Source organism: Maribacter sp. BPC-D8, from assembly GCF_035207705.1.
GTDB lineage: Bacteria > Bacteroidota > Bacteroidia > Flavobacteriales > Flavobacteriaceae > Maribacter.
In genome coordinates this window covers 223102-243967 of record NZ_CP128187.1, presented here as the reverse complement: position 1 = coordinate 243967, position 20866 = coordinate 223102, and the positions used below count along the sequence as shown (strand labels likewise).

General features: G+C 34.2%; 19 protein-coding genes. 16 read left to right on the top strand and 3 right to left on the bottom strand.

Features of this window, described 5'->3' with window-relative positions; genetic code table 11:
- Positions 1 to 242 precede the first annotated feature (242 nt).
- The 6 genes from htpG (at position 243) to QSV08_RS00945 (ending at position 8122) form a co-directional block, all read left to right on the top strand.
- On the top strand, positions 243 to 2132 hold the full coding sequence (gene htpG, locus QSV08_RS00970) for a molecular chaperone HtpG (RefSeq protein ID WP_324025759.1): 1890 nt from the start codon (positions 243 to 245) through the stop codon (positions 2130 to 2132).
- A gap of 98 nt (positions 2133 to 2230) precedes the next feature.
- The gene (locus QSV08_RS00965; RefSeq protein WP_324025758.1) at positions 2231 to 3634 is read left to right on the top strand and encodes a hypothetical protein; all 1404 of its coding nucleotides are present in this window, start codon (positions 2231 to 2233) and stop codon (positions 3632 to 3634) included.
- Positions 3635 to 3734: 100 nt separating this feature from the next.
- Positions 3735 to 5144, top strand: coding sequence for a hypothetical protein (locus QSV08_RS00960; protein WP_324025757.1), 1410 nt, complete (start codon positions 3735 to 3737; stop codon positions 5142 to 5144).
- 154 nt (positions 5145 to 5298) lie between these two features.
- Positions 5299 to 5934, top strand: coding sequence for an MOSC domain-containing protein (locus tag QSV08_RS00955; protein WP_324025756.1), 636 nt, complete (start codon positions 5299 to 5301; stop codon positions 5932 to 5934).
- A gap of 17 nt (positions 5935 to 5951) precedes the next feature.
- Positions 5952 to 7745: a DUF885 domain-containing protein gene (locus QSV08_RS00950; RefSeq protein WP_324025755.1), complete on the top strand. Its 1794-nt coding sequence runs from the start codon at positions 5952 to 5954 to the stop codon at positions 7743 to 7745.
- A gap of 17 nt (positions 7746 to 7762) precedes the next feature.
- Positions 7763 to 8122, top strand: a complete 360-nt coding sequence (locus QSV08_RS00945; protein WP_324025754.1) for a MauE/DoxX family redox-associated membrane protein — start codon at positions 7763 to 7765, stop codon at positions 8120 to 8122.
- 53 nt (positions 8123 to 8175) lie between these two features.
- Here QSV08_RS00945 and QSV08_RS00940 read toward each other — a convergent pair whose 3' ends face one another.
- Complete coding sequence (locus tag QSV08_RS00940) at positions 8176 to 8760, bottom strand: hypothetical protein (protein ID WP_324025753.1); 585 nt, start codon at positions 8758 to 8760, stop codon at positions 8176 to 8178.
- A gap of 214 nt (positions 8761 to 8974) precedes the next feature.
- On the opposite strand from QSV08_RS00940, the gene QSV08_RS00935 reads away from it, so the two are divergent.
- Together QSV08_RS00935 and QSV08_RS00930 are read left to right on the top strand one after the other, a co-directional pair.
- Positions 8975 to 9847: an AraC family transcriptional regulator gene (locus QSV08_RS00935; protein ID WP_324025752.1), complete on the top strand. Its 873-nt coding sequence runs from the start codon at positions 8975 to 8977 to the stop codon at positions 9845 to 9847.
- A gap of 159 nt (positions 9848 to 10006) precedes the next feature.
- Entirely contained in the window at positions 10007 to 10285 is a 279-nt protein-coding gene (locus tag QSV08_RS00930; protein ID WP_027067827.1) for a TIGR03643 family protein, read from the top strand.
- Here QSV08_RS00930 and QSV08_RS00925 read toward each other — a convergent pair whose 3' ends face one another.
- Entirely contained in the window at positions 10286 to 11059 is a 774-nt protein-coding gene (locus QSV08_RS00925; RefSeq protein WP_324025751.1) for a S1/P1 nuclease, read from the bottom strand.
- Positions 11060 to 11147: 88 nt separating this feature from the next.
- On the opposite strand from QSV08_RS00925, the gene QSV08_RS00920 reads away from it, so the two are divergent.
- From QSV08_RS00920 to QSV08_RS00885, 8 genes are all read left to right on the top strand, one after another.
- A complete protein-coding gene (locus QSV08_RS00920; protein ID WP_324025750.1) occupies positions 11148 to 13406 on the top strand; it encodes a transglycosylase domain-containing protein in 2259 nt (752 codons plus the stop codon).
- An 86-nt stretch (positions 13407 to 13492) separates the two neighbouring features.
- Positions 13493 to 14344 carry an SPFH domain-containing protein gene (locus QSV08_RS00915; RefSeq protein ID WP_324025749.1) on the top strand — a complete coding sequence of 284 codons (852 nt, stop codon included), beginning with the start codon at positions 13493 to 13495 and terminating at the stop codon, positions 14342 to 14344.
- Between the two features lie 32 nt (positions 14345 to 14376).
- Positions 14377 to 14544 carry an Arc family DNA-binding protein gene (locus QSV08_RS00910; RefSeq protein WP_073245861.1) on the top strand — a complete coding sequence of 56 codons (168 nt, stop codon included), beginning with the start codon at positions 14377 to 14379 and terminating at the stop codon, positions 14542 to 14544.
- Positions 14545 to 14606: 62 nt separating this feature from the next.
- Positions 14607 to 16805 (top strand): DUF5916 domain-containing protein, encoded by a 2199-nt coding sequence (locus tag QSV08_RS00905; protein ID WP_324025748.1) that lies wholly within the window; start codon positions 14607 to 14609, stop codon positions 16803 to 16805.
- Between the two features lies 1 nt (position 16806).
- Complete coding sequence (locus QSV08_RS00900) at positions 16807 to 17610, top strand: Cof-type HAD-IIB family hydrolase (RefSeq protein ID WP_324025747.1); 804 nt, start codon at positions 16807 to 16809, stop codon at positions 17608 to 17610.
- 34 nt (positions 17611 to 17644) lie between these two features.
- The gene (locus tag QSV08_RS00895; RefSeq protein WP_324025746.1) at positions 17645 to 18919 is read left to right on the top strand and encodes a DUF819 domain-containing protein; all 1275 of its coding nucleotides are present in this window, start codon (positions 17645 to 17647) and stop codon (positions 18917 to 18919) included.
- A 25-nt stretch (positions 18920 to 18944) separates the two neighbouring features.
- Positions 18945 to 19523: a hypothetical protein gene (locus tag QSV08_RS00890; protein WP_324025745.1), complete on the top strand. Its 579-nt coding sequence runs from the start codon at positions 18945 to 18947 to the stop codon at positions 19521 to 19523.
- Between the two features lie 240 nt (positions 19524 to 19763).
- Entirely contained in the window at positions 19764 to 20459 is a 696-nt protein-coding gene (locus QSV08_RS00885) for a DUF4369 domain-containing protein (protein WP_324025744.1), read from the top strand.
- A 79-nt stretch (positions 20460 to 20538) separates the two neighbouring features.
- On the opposite strand, the gene QSV08_RS00880 is transcribed toward QSV08_RS00885, so the two are convergent.
- The gene (locus QSV08_RS00880; RefSeq protein WP_324025743.1) at positions 20539 to 20808 is read right to left on the bottom strand and encodes a hypothetical protein; all 270 of its coding nucleotides are present in this window, start codon (positions 20806 to 20808) and stop codon (positions 20539 to 20541) included.
- Positions 20809 to 20866 lie beyond the last annotated feature (58 nt).

The window sequence follows — 20866 nt, the reverse complement described above, 5'->3', positions numbered from 1 at the left end:
ATAATCAACATGTGATTATGCTTAAAATTCTTTCTCATAGCACTTTTTCATAATCACACTACAAATATACATTATGTTTAACTTTTTTCAATATTTCATAAACAAAAATATATGTTAAACTTTTAAAGGCAGTAAACTGTCAGTTTGTCACAATAAGCTATTGTGGTATTTTTTTTGACCAATAGCATCGAACAATCATTATTAATAATGGCCGCACTAACTGTGGCATAAAAAATATAAAAATGGCAACAGGTAAAATTAATGTGTCCGTAGACAACATTTTTCCACTGATCAAGAAGTTCTTGTACAGTGATCACGAAATTTTTCTAAGAGAGTTGATTTCGAATGCAACCGATGCAACCTTAAAAATGAAGCACTTGACCACTATTGGCGAGGCTAAGGTTGAATATGGTAACCCTATTATAGAGGTTAAAGTTGATAAAGAAGGTAAGAAGCTGCATATCATTGACCAAGGTCTTGGTATGACAGAAGAAGAAGTTAAGAAGTATATTAACGAAGTAGCATTTTCTGGCGCTGAAGAGTTCTTGAACAAATATGAAGACTCTGCTAAAGATTCAGGTATCATAGGTCATTTCGGACTTGGGTTCTATTCTGCGTTTATGGTTGCCCATAAAGTAGAGATCATTACCAAGAGTTATAAAGATGAACCTGCAGTACAATGGTCTTGCGATGGTTCGCCTGAATTTATAATGGAACCAGCTGAAAAAGAAACTCGTGGTACAGAAATCATTCTTCATATTGCAGATGATTCTACCGAGTTTTTAGAAGATGGTAAAATAAACGAGCTTTTAAGTAAGTATAATAAGTTTATGCCTATTCCGATCAAATTCGGAATGAGGACTGAAACCTTACCAAAACCTGAAGGCGCAAAAGAAGAAGATCCTGCACCAACGAAAGAGGTTGATAATATCATTAACAACCCTAACCCAGCGTGGACAAAACAACCTACGGATTTAAAGCCAGAAGACTATAAGAGTTTTTACAGAGAGCTTTACCCAATGCAGTTCGAAGAGCCTTTATTCCATATTCATTTAAATGTAGATTATCCTTTTAACCTTACTGGTATTCTATATTTCCCAAAACTGTCTAACGATTTAAATCAGCAGAAAGATAAAATTCAGTTGTACCAAAATCAGGTATTCGTAACTGATAATGTTGAAGGTATTGTACCAGAATTCTTGACCATGTTACGTGGTGTTATCGATTCTCCAGATATTCCTTTAAACGTATCTCGTTCATATTTACAGGCTGATGGTGCCGTTAAGAAAATCTCTTCTTATATCACTAGAAAAGTAGCTGATAAGATGAGCTCACTGTTCAAAAATGATCGCGCCGAGTTTGAAGCAAAATGGAACGATATTAAAATCGTTATTGAATACGGAATGCTTTCTGAAGATAAGTTCTTTGACAAAGCAGATAAGTTTGCCCTTTACCCAACAGTAGATGGTTCTTACTTTACGTTTGAAGAACTACAAGAGAAAATAAAAGATACGCAAACAGATAAAGACGGAAAAACAGTTATTCTTTACGCATCTGACAAAGAAGCACAACACAGTTATATTGAAACTGCGAAGGCTAAAGGTTATGAAGTATTGTTATTAGATTCGCCAATTATCGGTCACTTAATGCAGAAGCTAGAAAGTTCTAAAGAGAATATTTCTTTTGCTCGTGTAGATGCTGACCATATTGACAAACTAATCCAGAAAGAAGAAACTCAAATCTCTAAATTATCTGAAGAAGAAAAAGAGACTTTGAAGAAAGAATTGGAAGAAGCTATTACAGATAAAAGCTTTACGGTTCAATTAGAAGCTATGGATAGCGATTCTTCTCCGTTCACGATTACTGAGCCTGAGTTTATGCGTCGTATGAAAGAAATGCAACAAACCGGCGGTGGCGGCGGTATGTTCGGTATGGGTTCTATGCCAGACATGTACAACTTGATTGTAAATACAAATCACCCATTGGTTAGTGAGTTTTTAAATACAAAGACAGCGAAGAAAAAAGAGCGATTGATCAATCAATCACTTGACTTGGCAAAGTTATCTAAAGGCTTACTTAAAGGTAAAGCTTTAACCGAGTTTATTAAACGTAGCTACGAGATGGTGAAGTAATTTCCATTTCTTATAATTTTGAAAAAGCCACTACAAAAAATGTAGTGGCTTTTTTTTGTTAAATGTTATTATCTTTCAACCGAGAAACCATTGACCAAATGAAGAACGACTACCGTAGTAATAAATTTAAAAAACTACTGGATAACCTGCAGCAAGAAAGTTGGCAACTAGAACTTATTATATCTGGGTTTGCCATTTATGGATTAATAGCTGGTTATGATTCTATAGAATTAGAATACTTAAAATCTATTCAAAAAGAGGCAGTTACACCTAGTTTCATGTTGAGTACAATTTTAACTAGTATGCTCATTTTAATAGGTGTTTTATTAACCCACGTTATCATAAGAGGCTTATGGATTGGCGCTATTGGGTTACGATATGTATCTGGAGATATAGAATATAGAAATTTAAACTACTCTGAAAAATTTACATCTTTCTTAAAAAACAAAGTAGGATCGTTTGATCATTATATTTCTAGACTTGAGAATATTTGTAGCACCTTATTTGCCTTAGCTTTCTTAATGATTTTCTATTTGATTTCATTTTTTATGGTCATAGGTGTTTTAGCTGTGACTATAAGTTATCTTGAAATAATCAAATCTACTTCTGAAACGCTTTATGAATTTATAAAAGGGAGTTTCATTTTTATTTACGGATTTAGTATCCTATTATTATTGATTGATTTTCTAGGCGCTGGTATTTTAAAAAAGTACAAATGGACATCAATAATATACTATCCCATTTATAAGGTATTTAGCTACATTACACTTTCGTTTTTATACAGACCCTTAGTATATAATTTCTTAGATCAAAAAAAAGCACGGTGGATCGGTATTTTAATGGTGCCCACTTATTTTATTGTTTCATTTTTTTCTTCCGGTTTTGGTACGTTACGATCCAACTATCTTGACCATGACCAAAATACTTCGCAACAGTTTACAGGTAAAGAAAACTATGAAGACCAATTATTAGAAGATACAGATATGGTGAATTTTGCCTCAATACCTTCTAAAATTATAGAAAAATCTTATTTACCCATATTTATAAGCTACACTAATTATATGGAAGATGCTGTTTTTAAAAATGATTCTACTCTTTTACCCGAAGAAGATGAAAGGGGCTTTGGCTTTCATTTATCTAATATGCAGTCAGCCTCAGGTTTAGTTAATTTTCACGTTACACCAGTAGACAATCTTGAAATTCAATCTAAATATTTGAAAATATTCGATTCTATTTTTGAACTTCAAATAGACTCAAAAAAACAAATCAATCATTTTAATTTAACTAAAAACAAACAAGAACAGTTTGGTTTTGAAACCATATTAGATATAAATGAATTACCAAGAGGAAAACATTTTTTAAGGATACTTGGTCCCGACGAGAAGGAGAAAGGAGTTTTTGAGAGAGATACCCTAATCACTATACCCTTCTGGTATTTTCCTTTGAATAGCTCACATCAAAATAAAAATGAAATTCTAATAGATTCTACATCATTAAATTAAACCAATCTTCCTTTCAAAAAAAATCCAAAAGCCACTACATTTTTTGTAGTGGCTTTTTTGTTAAATGTTGTTATCTTTCAGCATAGAAACTAAGAATTAAATGAGCACTAACTACCGAAGCGTCAATTTCAAAAAGCTACTTGATAAATTACAACAAGAAAGTTGGCAATTAGAATTGATTATTTCAGGTTTTGCTATTTATGGATTATTTGCTGCAAATGAACCTTTAGAATTAAAAGCCGCAGCAAGCTCTGTTACAGAATCGGATCAATTTGGAATAATATGGGCCATTATTCTTATATGCTGTCAAATATTTACTTTCAACTTGGTCGTACATGTACTATTAAGAGGGCTATGGATAGGCGCAATAGGCTTAAGGTATGTATCTGGGGATATCAATTATCAAACTCTTAATTATTCTGAAAAATTCACATCTTACTTAAAGAGAAAAGTTGGCTCTTTTGATCAATATATAGCCAACCTCGAAACCTATTGTAGTATCATTTTTGCAGCTTCATTTTTAATGATTTTTTATGTTATCGGATTCTTTACCGTAACATTTAGTTTTGTTTTAATTACTCAAAGTTTCGAACTTCTTACTTTTCTTCCAAAATGGGCGATACGAACCCTAATTATAGCACTAGTAATACCTTTTGTCTTGTCATCGTTAGTAGTTTTTATTGACTTTTTAGGTCAAGGATTTTTGAAAAAGAAAAAATGGACGTCAACAATATATTTTCCTATTTACTGGGTATTCAGCAAACTAACGTTATCCTTTTTATATCGACCTTTAGCATATAATTTTTTAGATAACAAATTAGGCAAACGCTTAAGTTTTATAATACTCCCTGTATATCTTATAATCGTTACTGTTTCTTCGTTACAATATCGAAATTCGAATTATGTGAATTCTACAAATGATTCTTCTGAATTTCAGATATTAAGTGAGCACTATGATAATTTATCAATCGAAGAAGGGAAATTTATCAACGCAGCCTCAATACCTTCAAAAATTATTGAAACTAAGTACCTACCTCTTTTCTTAATATATAATGAAGAAATAGAAGATTATATATTTGATAAAAACAACACCCTAAAACCCAAAGAAGACCAAAGAGGTTTTCAATCTTCATTAACCATTGATTTTAAAAGAGGCTTAAATGATGCTGCTGGAATAAAAGATTCATTAAATTTAAAAGAATATCTTAAAACAGTAAATGAAATCTACACTATTAAAATAGATTCAAATCAATACCAAAGTGATTTTATAATAAGCTCAAATACTAAAGAAAGATTAGGCTTTGAAACCTATTTAAATATTAAAAAGTTAGATGAGGGAAAACACTTTTTGACCATAACAGGCCTTACTAAAGAGAATCCAATGAACCCAAAATCTAAGACCATTGAGAAAGTTTTAGTTACCATCCCCTTCTGGTATTTCCCAGAAAACAGAGAACCATCAAATATTCAAAACACAAGCATTCAACTAGATTCTATAACCTCGAATTGAGAAATACGCAAACCATCGATGAAATAGGAATTTGACAATTATCAGCTTTAATAAATAGGTATTAAACAGTTTTAATACTCGATTTCATAATAGTTGCTTAAAGTTTAGATAAACCTTTTACTAGAAATACTTGTGCTTTTTTTATCTTCACCATATGAAGGTGATTTCAACAAACATAGGTGACGCAGTATCTTTTGAATGGAACGGCGCAACAGAACAAACCGGTATCTTTAAATACCCAACTTCTAAAAGTTTATTTCTTACTAAAAATGATGTCAAAAATGACACTGTTATAGATCGTGTGCACCATGGTGGCACCAACAAAGCCTGTTATCTTTTCTCTGCCGATTACTATAATTATTGGAAAAACCTTTACCCAAATTTAGAATGGGACTGGGGAATGTTCGGTGAAAACCTTACCGTAGAAGGTCTAGATGAATCTAAAATTCGTGTCGGCGATATTTATAAACTGGGTAAAGCTCTTGTGCAAGTTTCTCAGCCACGCGAGCCTTGCTATAAACTAGGCATTCGCTTTGGTACACAAAAAATACTTAAAGAATTTATTATCCATAATCACCCAGGTACCTACGTAAAAATACTAGAAGAAGGTCTTGTATCTGCTGGTGATGAAATGATATTAGTTGAGCAATCTGAAAATACATTTACGGCTCAACAATTTTATGAATTGATGTTCGCAAAAGAAAAATCTAAAGATTTGCTTGAACTGTTCATGACCAACGAAGCTGTACCGCAATACAAAAAGGACAGATTCAAGAAATACCTATCTTAATTATAATACTCAATTTAATGAAAAAGCTAATTATACTTCTTGCCCTAACTGCTGGGCTGCATACTCAGGCTCAACTAACGACGAACGCAGAGATTTCAACAAACCCAACTATTCACAATATTGGTTTCATCACACTATTGGCGCATTATTATGATGACGGATTAAAACTGAATCCGTTAAATGCCACTTCTCAAGGTGATAATAGATACAATGATACCTTGCCAAATTTTCTATCTGATAGTTACAAGAAAGAACTGGTCAACTACTACCAAACCTATTTAGAAAAAGCAGAGAAATTTGACAATGCACAACTTTCTGAAAGTGAGCTCATGTCTAAAGCTATTTTAAAATGGGAATGCGAAGTCAATTTAGAGGGACTAGCTTTTGAGCAGTACACGCCGATAGATCAAATGTGGTCGACGAATTTAATGATGGGGCAGTTAGCTGGTGGCACTAGTGCACAACCTTTTAAGACTACTGATGATTATATAAACTGGAGCAAACGTTTAGAAGATTATGAAGTGTGGTTACACTCCGCTAAATCTAAAATGGAAGCGGGTATTAAGGCTAAAAATGTATTACCGAAATCTCTAATCAAAAAGGTATTACCGCAACTGGCAAGTGTTGCTAACACCGAACTTGAAGAAAACTTATTCTATACTCCTACTAAAAACTTTCCAGCTGATTTTTCTGATGCTGATAAGCAAAGATTAACTGAAGTTTATACAGCTGTTATTACCAATAAAATTATTCCGGCATATAAAGAATTGCATGATTTTATGGCTACCGAATATTTAAATGCGGGTAGAGAAACTAGCGGCATACAGGGCGTACCAGATGGCGATGCGTACTATGCTCATCAAATTAAGTTGTATACGACAACAAATATGACGGCTGCAGAGATCCATGAAATAGGATTAAAAGAAGTGGCTAGAATTAGTGCTGAAATGGAAGCTGTTAAAAAACAGGTCGGATTCAAAGGTGACTTAAAAGCATTCTTCACAGAAGTACGTAACAAAAAAGAATTGATGCCTTTTAAAGATCCACAAGAGGTAGTCGATAATTTCAACGCTATTCATAAAAAAATGATGCCTAAGGTAAATGCATTATTCAGCAAACAACCTAAAACACCTTTTGAGGTAAGACGTACAGAGGCTTTTAGAGAAGCATCTGCTAGTGCAGAATATAACCCTGGTTCTTTAGATGGTACCAGACCTGGTATATTTTATGTTCCCATACCAGATGTAAATTCTTATAATACGTATTCTGATGAAGATTTATTCTTGCATGAAGCAATACCTGGTCACCATTTTCAAGTTTCGCTTACTCAAGAAAATGAAGATTTACCACAATTTAGAAAGACACTTTGGTATAGCGCCTATGGTGAAGGTTGGGCCTTGTATACCGAATCTTTAGGTAAAGAATTAGGCCTATACACGGATCCTTATCAATATTTCGGTATGCTGGGAGCTGAAATGCACCGTGCCGTTCGTTTGGTGGTAGACACCGGTTTACATTCAAAAGGATGGTCTAGAGAGAAAGCTATTCAGTATTCTTTAGATAATGAAGCAGAGTCTGAAGCTGGTATTACTGCGGAAATTGAAAGATATATGGCTAACCCAGGTCAGGCATTATCCTATAAAATTGGTCAACTGAAAATCATGGAACTTCGTGCTAAAGCTGAAGCTAGTCTAGGTAAAGATTTTGATATTAAAGTTTTTCACGAAAAGGTGCTAGAACTTGGTTGTGTACCATTAGCGTTACTTGAAGAACAAATAATGAATTGGATCAACGCGAACACAAAAGCGTAACTACATAAAAAATATTTATGACAAATGCTTGGCACTTATATCTAATGGGCGCAATCTACATTTTTGCGGGCATTATGCATTTTATTAAACCTAAGGTATATCTTAGAATTATGCCAAGGTATTTACCTTTTCATAAACCGCTTGTTTTACTAAGTGGTGTGGCAGAAATTTTATTGGGTTTCGGTTTATTTTTTGAACCTACAAGAGCAATTGCTGTTTATGGTATTATAGCCATGCTTGCGGTATTCTTATTAGTACACTTTTATATGTTGTCTAGCGAAAAGGCAAGTGCAGGTTTTCCGAAATGGTTATTACTATTAAGGTTGCCAATACAATTTGCATTAATGTACTGGGCTTTCATGTATTTGAAAGTATAGAAAACAAAAAAGGGGACGCTCCCGTCCCCTTCTTAAAATCAACTTAAATCAACTTAATTAACAACAAACTCTTCAGTATATGTTTTACCAGCAGACTTCACGGTTACCGTGTACGTTCCTGGAAAAGCATCTGTGAAATTGAATGCTTTCTCAACAATCAACTCATCTGCTACTTCTTGTGTAAATACTGTTCTACTTTCTGTATCGTAAATCTTGATAGACAAATCTGCTCTATCTAAGTTTAAATAGTTCATGAAGATCATATTATCAGTCTTTCTAAAGAAAGGCTTGATCTCTTCATCAGACTCTACGATTTTCACATTATCGTTATCTAAAACGATTGTATATGAATATGCTGTCATATTATCATCGGCAGATAAGAAGTATACTCCGTCTACCAAATCTTTAAGATTTAATTTCTTGCTAAACTGACCTTCGGTCATTTTTTCTGAATAAATAACATTTAAATCAGAATCCATTAACTTAACCTGTACACCATTAATAGATGCATCCATTGTCAAAACCACACTCTTGGCTTTACCTGCAGATAATAGGTTTAATTTCGGCTCTCTTGCCATGCCTGCTACTGTAGCTAACATAAAGGCAACAACTGTTGTGAATTTTACTAGGTTTTTCATAATAAATTATTTTAAGGGTTAATGATAATTTACTCTGCAAACATACAGCCGTTATAAAGCGCTCACTACATCATATTTTCCCAATTTATGTGCTATTTTAACCACCTTACATATTCACTCTTACCCTTTGGTTAAAATTCCACATATTTTGGTTAATTTTGCAAAGAACATACAAAATAGGATGTTTAATTTTATAGTATAAACCCAAAATAACATGGTAAAGCAAAAACCTACATTTGAAGCCATAAAGCCAGATTTCGGTCATTCTTTTACATATCAGAAGTTTGATGAACATAAGCTGAACAAAAATAATCTTTGGCACTACCACCCAGAACTTGAATTAGTATATGTAAACGGTGGGTCTGGTAAAAGACAAATTGGTAGTCATGTATCTTACTATACAAACGGTGACCTTATATTAATAGGTAGCAACCTACCTCATTGCGGCTTTACAGATGCCCTTACCGGTAATACTAGCGAAACGGTTGTTCAGATGAAGTTAGATTTCTTAGGACCTGATTTCTTTGATCTTCCTGAAATGAAGAAAATAGCGAGCTTGTTTAATAGCGCTAGTGGCGGAATTGCCTTTTCTGGTAAGACAAAACGAAAAATAGGAGACAAAATGGAGGTTTTAGAATATCAGACCGATTTTCAAAGGTTACTTTCTATCCTTAATATATTGAATGAATTAGGAAATTCAGAAGATATGCGATTATTGAATGCGGAAGGATTTTCATTTACTACCGATGTAAAAGATAATGACCGTATTAATATCGTATTCAATCACGTTAAAAATAATTTTAAAGAAGAGCTGACGCTAGAAGAGATATCTTCTATGGTAAGCATGACAATACCTTCTTTCTGTAGGTACTTTAAAAAAATTACAAATAAAACCTACATACAGTTCGTTAACGAGTATCGTTTAGTACATGCCTCTAAACTTTTGGCAGAAAAACCAATGAGTATTACAGAGGTTTGTTTTGAATGCGGATTCAATAACTTCTCTCACTTTAATAAATCGTTCAAAGCATTTACAGGGCAAAATCCGTCGGAGTACCGTAATGAACTAAAGAATGTTTTGGTGTAAAAGCTATACCTTATATATAGTATCAAAATTTTAAAGCTTCCAGATGGTGTATTCAATTACCATTTTGGAAGCTTTCTTTTTTGCTCTATTCGTTTGAGTTATAAAAAAACGGATACGTGTTCTTTACTATTTATCATCATGTATTATCTTTATACCGCTATGATTAAAGAATTTACAGAAAGAGAATTAGACCGTATTATTGAGATGGCATGGGAAGACCGTACGCCATTTGAAGCCATTACTTTTCAATTTGGTATTAGTGAACAAGAGACTATCGAGGTCATGCGTCGCGAAATGAAACCAAGTAGTTTTAGAATGTGGCGTAAACGTGTTCAAGGTCGCGCCACAAAACATGCTAAATTAAGATCCGATGAAATGGACCGTTTTAGATGTTCTAGACAACGCAACATTAGCGGTAATAAAATATCTAAACGATAATTATTTAAATGCCTCGTTCAATACTGCAGCAAGGCGAACCCCGCCTTTTTGTAATTGATCGGCAGCAGTATCCCACCAGTCATAACTGTATCGGTAACTTAGTTTTTCGCCAGGCTCTACCGATGCGTAAACTTTCTCTGCCAATAAATGAGATTCTTCTACCCAGTCAAGTAAACTACCGCTTTGTAAAAATTTAATTTGCGCTTTAGACATTTCTGGGTATTCAGTAGCGAGCTCTGTAAAACTCATTCCGTTTTCGTTGATCATATTAGAATCCCAAACTCTATGTAAATTGGTGCCACTACCAAACCATTGTAGTTGTATATCATTACCGCCTTTATCCTCTCCTCTACCCACATGCATAGGTTGGTGCAAATCTCCAATTAAATGAACTAGAAATTTTAAATAGAAAGCTTTATCCTCTTTGCTACTCTTTTCGTCTTTTATAATTTCTAAACAGGTATTAACCCCTTGTACCAAATCTCCATATTCGTTCTTCTCAATTTCTGCGTAAGTTTTACCAAAAGGAATATTTACGTAATGCCACGCACTGAATTTGCGATAGGCACGATCAGATTTTATTTCATCGCCAAAATTGGCTACGGCTGCTAAACTTTCTCCGTCTAACAAGCTTTCAATGGCACGTTTTGCCTTTTTACTCAAATGTTGTTCAGCTACTTCACCAACAACTCTATGCCCAGTTTTTGACCAATACATATCATTTGCAAAGGTGAAATTCGTTACCAAAAACAATAAAATAATACAATTCTTCATCACTAAAATTTTATCCAAAAATAGTACAACATATTTTAAGGTATTGTTAAAACTTGGTAAGATTAAATTTATATCTGAACTTGCGTACATGAAGAAGAAGAGGAGAAAATCATCTAAACGAAAATTGAGCATTCGTAAAATAATCGGCTTAGGCATACTAGCTCTTTTTGCGATATTCATCATATTTATTGGTAGTGTTAACATAGGTTTATGGGGTAAAATTCCCTCTAAAAAAGAACTCTCTAATTTTCAATACCAAATGGCTTCTGAAGTTTATTCGGCAGATAGTGTATTGATCGGTAAATATTATTTGTACGACAGGCAACCTGTTGCTTTTACAGATTTTCCAGAAGATTTAATATACGCATTAATTGCTATTGAAGATGAGCGCTTTTACGAACACTCTGGTGTTGACATTAGAAGTTTAATTAGAGTCGGTTTTAAAACAGTTCTTTTGGGCGACAACTCTTCTGGCGGCGGTAGTACGCTTACGCAACAGTTAGCTAAAAATCTCTACCCTAGAAAAGAGCGAAATAAGACCAATATAATAGTCAATAAGGTGAAAGAAATGATCATCGCCAAAAGGCTAGAGAAGATTTTCACGAAAGACGAGATTCTTACCAATTACCTAAATACCGTTTCTTTTGGTGATAACACCTTTGGTATTGAAAGCGCCGCTCTTAAATTTTTCAATTCTAGCACTAAAGATATAACCGCTACCCAAGCCGCTACTTTAGTGGGTATGCTAAAAGCTACTTATGGCTATAACCCAAGAGTATTCCCTGAAAAAAGTTTGGGCAGACGTAATTTGGTATTGCGTGCTATGTATAACAATGATTTTATTACAGAAGAACAGGTCGCAAAATATTCTCAAGAAGGTATTAATCTAGACTATAGAGAATTTGACTACAATGCCGGAATTGCGCCTTACTTCAGAGAAGAGGTTCGTAAAGAAATGCTACGATGGATTGCCGAGCAAAATGATGATACAGATTACAACATCTATACATCGGGATTAAAAATTTATACTACACTAAACTACAAAATGCAAAAATTGGCTGAAGAAGCCATGGTAGCACACATGACCAAACTGCAGCATAGTTTTGAAAAAAGTTATGGATCGAATGCACCTTGGTTAAAGGATAAGAATTTGATGGAAAAAATAGCCAAGCGAACATCTACGTATAAAAAACTACAGAAATCGGGCTTGTCGCATGCGAAAATTATAGATAGCTTATCTAATGACAAACAATCGAGGATTTTTAATTCATGGGACGGCGATAAAGAAATTACTGCCAGTACTATGGATAGTATTCAGCATTATACCAAATTTTTAAACACTGGTTCTCTAGCTGTAGACCCTACTAATGGAGATATTTTGGTATGGATCGGTGGTATTAATTTTGAACAATATAAGTATGATCATATCTCGCAAAGTAAACGCCAAGTTGGTTCTACATTCAAACCCATTGTATACACCTCTGCTGTAGAACAAGGTGTTTCGCCATGTACTTATTTTTCTGCCGAAGAAATTGAATATGATAATCTAAAAGGGTGGTCACCTTCTAATTCAGGCAATAAAGATGAAGCGTACCTCAACTACTCAATGGAAGAAGGTCTAAGTAACTCCATCAATACTATCGCTGTAAAAGTTTTGGAGCAAGCGGGTATTGACAATGTTTTGACAATGGCCAAAGACATGGGTATAGAAGATAAATTACCCAAAGAAGCTTCGATTGCTTTAGGTACTGGTGAAATTAAAATTATTGATTTAGCGCAAGCTTATACCAGTTATGCGAATAATGGCAAGCATATTCAGCCGAATTTAATTAAAGGTATCTCTAATCATAAAGACTCCGTTTTGGTTGAATTTAAGTCCGAATTGAATGAAAAAGCTGCCTTTTCGAAAGAAACTAGTCAAATTATGATCGAAATGATGAAATCTACGGTTAATTCTGGAACGGCTGCTAGACTTCGAAATACATACGGACTCAAAAATGACATTGCGGGTAAAACCGGTACTACCCAAAATAATAAAGATGCTTGGTTTGTTGCCTTGACGCCGAAACTAGTACATATTACTTGGGTAGGTCTTGACCAACATGAAATCGGATTCAGCAATACAAGTATTGGGCAAGGTGCAAATGCCGCTCTACCCCTATTCGCACTATGGATGCAAGAATTGAACAAAGACAAAGATTTTGATACCTACACCAAAACAAATTTTCCGAAACCTTCTGCTTCCGTATTAGAGGCATTGAATTGCGACCCTGTTAAACGTGACGGATTCTTTAAACGTCTCTTTAAAAATCCGAATAAAAAGAAGAACAAAAAGTTTAATGGATAATCGATTTTTCAGTCAAATTTTACCTCAATCGTAATTGGTGTTATTTATTTTGATATATTTATGATATCATTTTAATATCATAAATTATGAAAGTAGAGAAAATTCACAAAGCACAAAATGGCTACATAATGCTTTTTGTCGCCTTAGTACTGTTAGTTGGGGGTATTGCACTTCTTAGAATCTATGTTGGTGCCTTTATGATTTTTGCCGCATTATTTATGTGTGCAGGGTTTGTACTGGTGAATCCGAATAGCTCAAGAGTTTTACTTCTATTTGGTAAGTACGTAGGTACAATTAAAGAGAATGGTCTGTTTTGGGCGAATCCTTTATACACTAAAAAAAGAATTTCATTAAGAGCTAGCAATTTTGATAGCGAACGATTAAAGGTTAATGACAAGCTGGGTAACCCAGTAATGATCAGTACCATTCTTGTTTGGCGAGTTACCAACACCTATAAAGCTGCTTTCGATGTTGATGATTATCAAAATTTTGTACGTGTACAGACCGATGCCGCAGTTCGAAAACTAGCAAGTATGTACCCTTATGATAATTTTGCAGATGAAGGACTTGATGAAGATATTACACTAAGATCTAGCGTTAACGAAGTAAGTGAAGCGCTTGAGAAAGAACTTCAAGAGCGCCTTTCTATGGCAGGTTTAGAAGTACTTGAAGCACGCATCGGGTATTTGGCATATGCACAAGAAATTGCAAATGCCATGCTGCGAAGACAACAGGCCACAGCCATTGTTGCTGCAAGACATAAAATAGTTGAAGGTGCCGTAAGTATGGTAGAAATGGCTTTAGAAGAATTGAGTAAAAAGAATTTGGTAGATTTAGATGACGAAAGAAAATCTGCAATGGTCAGCAACCTAATGGTCGTTCTATGTTCAGATAAAGATGTTTCACCTATTGTAAATACCGGTACCTTAAATCATTAGACTAGGGCTACAATTCATATTTTTGTTATTAGATGAGTAAGAAAAAACCTTTTGCACTACGTGTCAACGAAGAAATGCTGCAGGCTATTGAAAAATGGGCTGCAGATGAGTTTCGTAGTACCAATGGGCAAATTGAGTGGATCTTAATGAAGGCTTTAAAAGAAGCTAAAAGAGAACCCAAATCAAATAAACCAAAATGAGTTTGGCATTTATTTAACAAAACAAAATCTTAAATTTGGTCATCTACCAAACCATGACCAAAATGACCAAATACTTAGGTACCCTAGTACTTATACTTTTTTGCTATTCTTTACATGCGCAAATTTCAGATAAATCATTTGTAGTAAAAGAAACAAATGATAAAATTACCCCAGACGGAATTTTAGATGAACCAAGTTGGGAAACTGCTGATCAAGCAAACGAGTTTTGGCAATATTTCCCCTTAGACACGGTACAGTCAAAAAAGCAGACCGATATAAAGATGATGTATGACAACAACAATCTTTATGTGGGTATTACTGTATACACAGCTGGTAACGACTATTCCATTCAATCTTTAAAACGAGATTTTAGAGCTGGCAATAGTGACAATATCACTTTGCTTTTTGATACGTTCAACGATGGTAACAATGCATTCCTTTTTGGTATCAATCCGTATGGAGTTCGGCGTGAAGGTCTAGTTTCTGGTGGCGGTCTAAATCTAAACGGATTTACCATTTCATGGGATGTTAAGTGGCGCGGAGATTCTAAAATTTATGATGGTTACTACACCGCAGAAATGGTCATCCCCTTAACCGCATTCAAATTTAAAGAAGGGGAAACCAAATGGCGTTTCAATAGCTATAGATTCGACACACAATCTAACGAAAATAGTACGTGGACAAATATTCCGCAAAATCAGAACATATACGGACTCACCTTTATGGGTGATATGATTTTTGAGAAACCGTTAGGTAAATACAGTACTCCCCTAACTATTATCCCTTATGTAAATATGGGTTCTCAAAAAGACTTTGAACTAAACGAGGGCAACACGAAAGTTAATGTCGGTGGCGATGCCAAAATTGCTATAGGTAATAGTATGAATTTAGATGTTACGGTAAATCCAGATTTCTCTCAAGTTGAAGTTGACAATCAGGTAACCAACTTAACTCGTTTTGAAGTTTCATTACCAGAAAAAAGACAATTTTTTATTGACAACAGCGATTTATTCGGCAGTTTTGGTGGTGGTAGAGATGCTAATCCGTTTTTCTCTAGACGAATAGGTATCGCCAAAGATACTGCTGACAATTCTATCGAAAATAAAATTATTGGTGGTGTTCGTTTAAGTGGTAAAGTAAATAAAGGACTTAGACTAGGCTTTCTAACTCTACAGACTGCTGAAGACCTAGATGAAAAGATAGCCTCCAATAATAATACAATGTTGGCATTACAACAAAATGTATTCGGGCGATCTAACATTGGTATGTTCTTTATCAATAGACAAACTTTTGAAGATTACGAATTTCAAGATCCTGATGACCGCTATAATAGAGTTGCAGGTATAGATTACAACCTTATTTCTGATAACAATGTCTGGAACGGTAAATTCTATTTACATAAATCTTTTGCCCACAATGCCGGGAAAGCAAATCTTTCTTCGGGTGCATTTATGCAGTATAATTCAAGAAACTGGAACTTTTTTGAAGATGTGGTTTACATCGGTGAAGATTTTAGGTCTGACCTTGGCTTTATTCGTAGAACAGATATTTTTAAATCGGCAACAATGATCGAGCGTGTTTTCTGGCCAGAAGATAGCGCCTTGCAAAGCCATAGTTTTCAGTTCTTCCCGGTTATGACATGGAGCCCCGAAAATGATTTTCTTCATACAGATTATGATTTAATGGGTGCTTGGGAATCGAAATTTAACGACCAATCAGAAATTAATGTTTCTTATACGCATTCATATACCTATCTTTTTGATGAATTTGACCCAACCGATTTAGATGATGCCATTCCCCTACCCAATGAAGTTGGCTATCATTACAACTATGTTTCATTAGAATATCAATCTGATAGCAGAAAGCGATTTGCATATTCTATATCACCAACAATGGGTAGCTTTTTCAATGGTGATAGATTCTCTGTAGGGGCAGAAATGTACTTGAGGTTTCAACCCAAGGTATTTTTATCGTTAGCAATGAACTATGATAAAATATCGCTACCAGAACCGTATTCAAGCACCGATATTTGGCTTATTAGCCCTAAAATAGACGTTACTTTTAGTAAATCTATTTTTTGGTCAACCCTGGTTCAGTATAGTAATCAACGTGATAATCTCGGTTTTAATTCTAGATTACAATGGCGTTTTGCTCCTTTGTCTGATTTATTTATTGTTTATAACGATAATTACTTTGTCAACTCTTTCGAACCAAAATATAGATCTATCAATCTTAAACTTACCTACTGGTTAAATATCTAATATGAAGTATAAAATTTTGTGTTCAGATTTAGATGGCACACTACTTTCAACAAAAAGTGATGTTTCGCTAAATGCTATCGAACAAATACGTAAAATAAAAAATGAAACCAAAATCATACTTGTTTCTGCAAGAATGCCCAGTGCCATGTGGTACATACAAGAAGACCTAGGTATTACAGACCAACCCATCATTTGCTATAATGGGGCGTTGGTTTTATCAGGTAATAAAGAACTTAATTCGGTGTTTATCCCAATTGATATTTTAAATACGATTTACGAGTTGTGCGCGGAACTAGAAGCTGATTTAGGGTTGTACTATAGTAATGAATGGTATGTACCAAAAACCTCTTTACGAGTAGAAAAAGAAATCAAATACACAAAATCTAACCCTGTATTTCAAGATACCGAGCAAACATTACAAAATTGGCAAGAGCGTAAAATCGGTGCTCACAAAATCATGTTGATGTGTACAAAAACAAGTGCAGATTTATTAATGCCAATTCTACAAGAAAAACTAGGTGATTCGCTCAACCTATACCGTTCTAATGATACCCTTATCGAAATTGCACCAGAATCGGTATCGAAACTTTCTGCAATTAAACTACTCATGCAAGAGCATGAATTGCTATCAGACATCATTGCCTTTGGTGATAATTACAATGATATTGAAATGCTTGAAAATGTAGGTTGCGGTGTTGCCGTTGCTAATGCACGAGATGAAGTCAAAGCGATTTCAAATTATATAACATTAGAGAATACAGCAGACGGAGTAGCACATTACATAGCCAATAACTTGGTTTATTAACTATATTTGAAACTAGCAACGTATCATACTATTTATGCCATATCTTTTTGCACAACCTTTAATTACTAACGATACCGTAGTATTCGGATTATTGGCGCTATGCCTAGGTTTCATCTTTTACACCTCAAGTTTAAAAACCGGGTTTTGGAGTAAGTTCTACTCTATTGTGCCGGCTGTACTGATGTGTTATCTATTACCAGCAATATTGACCAGCACCGGTATTGTCTCTGATGAGATTTCAAATTTATACTTTATGGCAAGTAGGTATTTACTACCTGCAGCACTTGTTTTGATGACTTTAAGTATAGACATTAAAGCAATTTCCAATTTAGGATCAAAAGCTATTATTATGTTTTTGACCGGTAGCGCAGGTATCATTATCGGCGGGCCAATTGCTATTCTTATTGTTTCTATATTTTCTCCCGATACCGTTGGTGGCAATGATTTTGATGCTATTTGGAGGGGTTTATCTACTATCGCAGGTAGTTGGATCGGTGGTGGTGCCAACCAAGCTGCTATGTTAGAAATTTTTCAATACAATCCTGAAAAATATGGAGGGATGGTATTGATTGATATCGTTGTTGCCAATGTGTGGATGGCTATTGTTCTTTTAGGTGTTGGTAAGACCAAACAGATTGACAAATGGTTAAAGGCGGATACTTCTGCTATTGAAACATTAAAAATAAAAGTAACGGAGTTTACCGAGAAAATTACTCGTGTACCTACTCTAAACGATTACATAATCATGCTATCGTTAGCCTTTACAGCAGTTGGTCTAGCACATTTTTTCGGAGACAATATCAGTTCCTTTCTTACCAAGAATTTTGAATCTGTAAGCGACCAAAAAAGTTTTCTTTCGTTCTTAGGCTCTGCTTTCTTTTGGATGGTGGTTATTGCCACCGGTTTAGGTATAGCGCTATCATTTACCAAAGCAAAAAATTACGAAGGTGCAGGTGCCAGTAAAATTGGCAGTGTGTTTATTTATATATTGGTAGCTACCATCGGTATGAAAATGGATTTAAACAAAGTACTTGAAAACCCAGGATTGATTGCTGTTGGTTTTATTTGGATTACAATTCATGCCGGATTAATGATATTGGTTGCAAAACTCATAAGAGCTCCATATTTCTTTTTAGCGGTAGGTAGTCAAGCGAATGTTGGCGGTGCGGCATCTGCACCTGTAGTAGCTGCTGAATTTCACCCGTCATTAACTTCTGTAGGTGTTCTATTAGCAGTTTTAGGGTATGTTGTAGGTACAGGTGGCGCTTTACTTTGTGCCTATTTAATGGAGGTAGCATCTAGCTTATAGGTAAGTTTTACTTAATACAAAAAAAATGAAATTCATAGGAAAATTTATTATTCTGATTTTAGTTTTTTCTTGTTCATCCAAAGAAAATAGTTTGGAACAATATGCAAATCACCCAGTGAAATTTGCTAAGCAGAAAATTGATTATCCTAATAATGATTTTTCAATATTTATTCCAAAAAATTGGGAATGGATAGCCCCATATAAAGAGAATGATAATGATTTACTAGGACTTTTTGCAAATTCAAAACCAAATAAAAATGGTATCAAAAGTATTATTCTTGTTAAAAAATATAAAAGCAGTCAGAAAAGCAAGGATTTGAAATCCGAATTTGAATATTTGTCCAAACAGATTCAAAATCATTCACAAATTAAAGAAATCGTGGATTTTGGTCCTACAGATATATTTAATCAAGAATCTTATTTTTTTCACACAAAGTCTAAGAGTGATAATAATGGAGATTCAGAGGTTTTAAATTTCTTAATAAATGGAAATAAAGAAGGAATTTACTATAATTTAACTTTATCCACACCAAAAGCAAAAGACTTCAATACTGACATGGCTATGTTAGTACAATCTCTAAGAACATTTGAGATATTAAAATAACTAGGAATTTAAAAAGATATAATTCGTGTGTGTGTGTGTGTGTGTGTTTATTGAACATTAACTAGTCTTTTCATTTGAGTCTATAGCAAAATTTAAAAAATGAGCTTATGTCCAATCCGAAATTATACACTTATTTATTTTTGTACTTCATATAATCGAATTGCTATATTTAATAACAAAATAAAGGTTGGCGTCCTTTATTATCAAATTTTATAGATATTTGCGCCCTAAATAATAAGAATGAAGAAAATACTATTCGTTATTACCGCACTATTGGCATTAAGCTCATGTGGCGATAACCCAGAAGAGACGATGATCGTAAACGGTAAAATAAAAGGACTAAAAAAAGGGACTCTTTATTTACAACATGTACCTGACTCTGTTCTAGTTACTGTTGATTCGGTTGCCATAAACGGAGATGGAAATTTTTCTTTCAAGACCAAATTAATGAGTCCTGAGATATTCTACTTATACCTAGATAAAAAGGACAATAACGACATTAACGACCGTATTACTTTCTTTGCTGAACCAGGCACAACTACTATCAATACAGACTGGAACACCTTTGATACTACTGCTAAAATAACAGGTTCTGAATCTCAAGAAAAATTTGAAGAATACAAGCAGACCATGACAGGCATCAATAAAAGGAATGTTGAAATAATGATGAAGGCTGCCCAACCAGAAAATCAAACTAGCCAATTAAGCATAGATTCTTTGGCGAATATTAGCAATAGAAATACGCAAAGAGGTTATGCGTTTGCGATTAACTTTGCCTTAAACAATAAATCGTCGTTTATAGCGCCTTACATAGCGTTAAAAGAAATACCCGATGCAAATATCAAATACTTAGATTCTATCTACAGCGTGCTTTCACCAGAGGTTGCTGAATCGAAATATGGTAAAGAATTGGCTGAAGCATTGAAAAAAAACTAAATTGAACAAACTAACTTAGTACAAATAAAAAAGCATCCTAAATTATTAGGATGCTTTTTTATTTTAAGGAAGAGGTAAACTATACTAACTTGTTAAGGTCATCGACCAATTTAGTTGCTTTTGTTTCCAAATCTTTTCTTACTTCTTTGAAATGTGCCTTCTTGTTCTCAACATCATTTTGGTTGACTTTAGCAACCAACTCATCAAAAGATGAAATTGCATTATCTATAATTGCAGAACCTTCTTTTGAATGCGTAGTTCCATTAGCAGCCTCAACTATATAAACACCTTCTATAATGTCACCAAGAACATTATTAATATCTTTCTTTAAATTTTTAATACTTGCCATCTCTAATTATTTTTTTTGCAAAAATACAATATTTGAACTGCCGTACAGTTAATTAGAC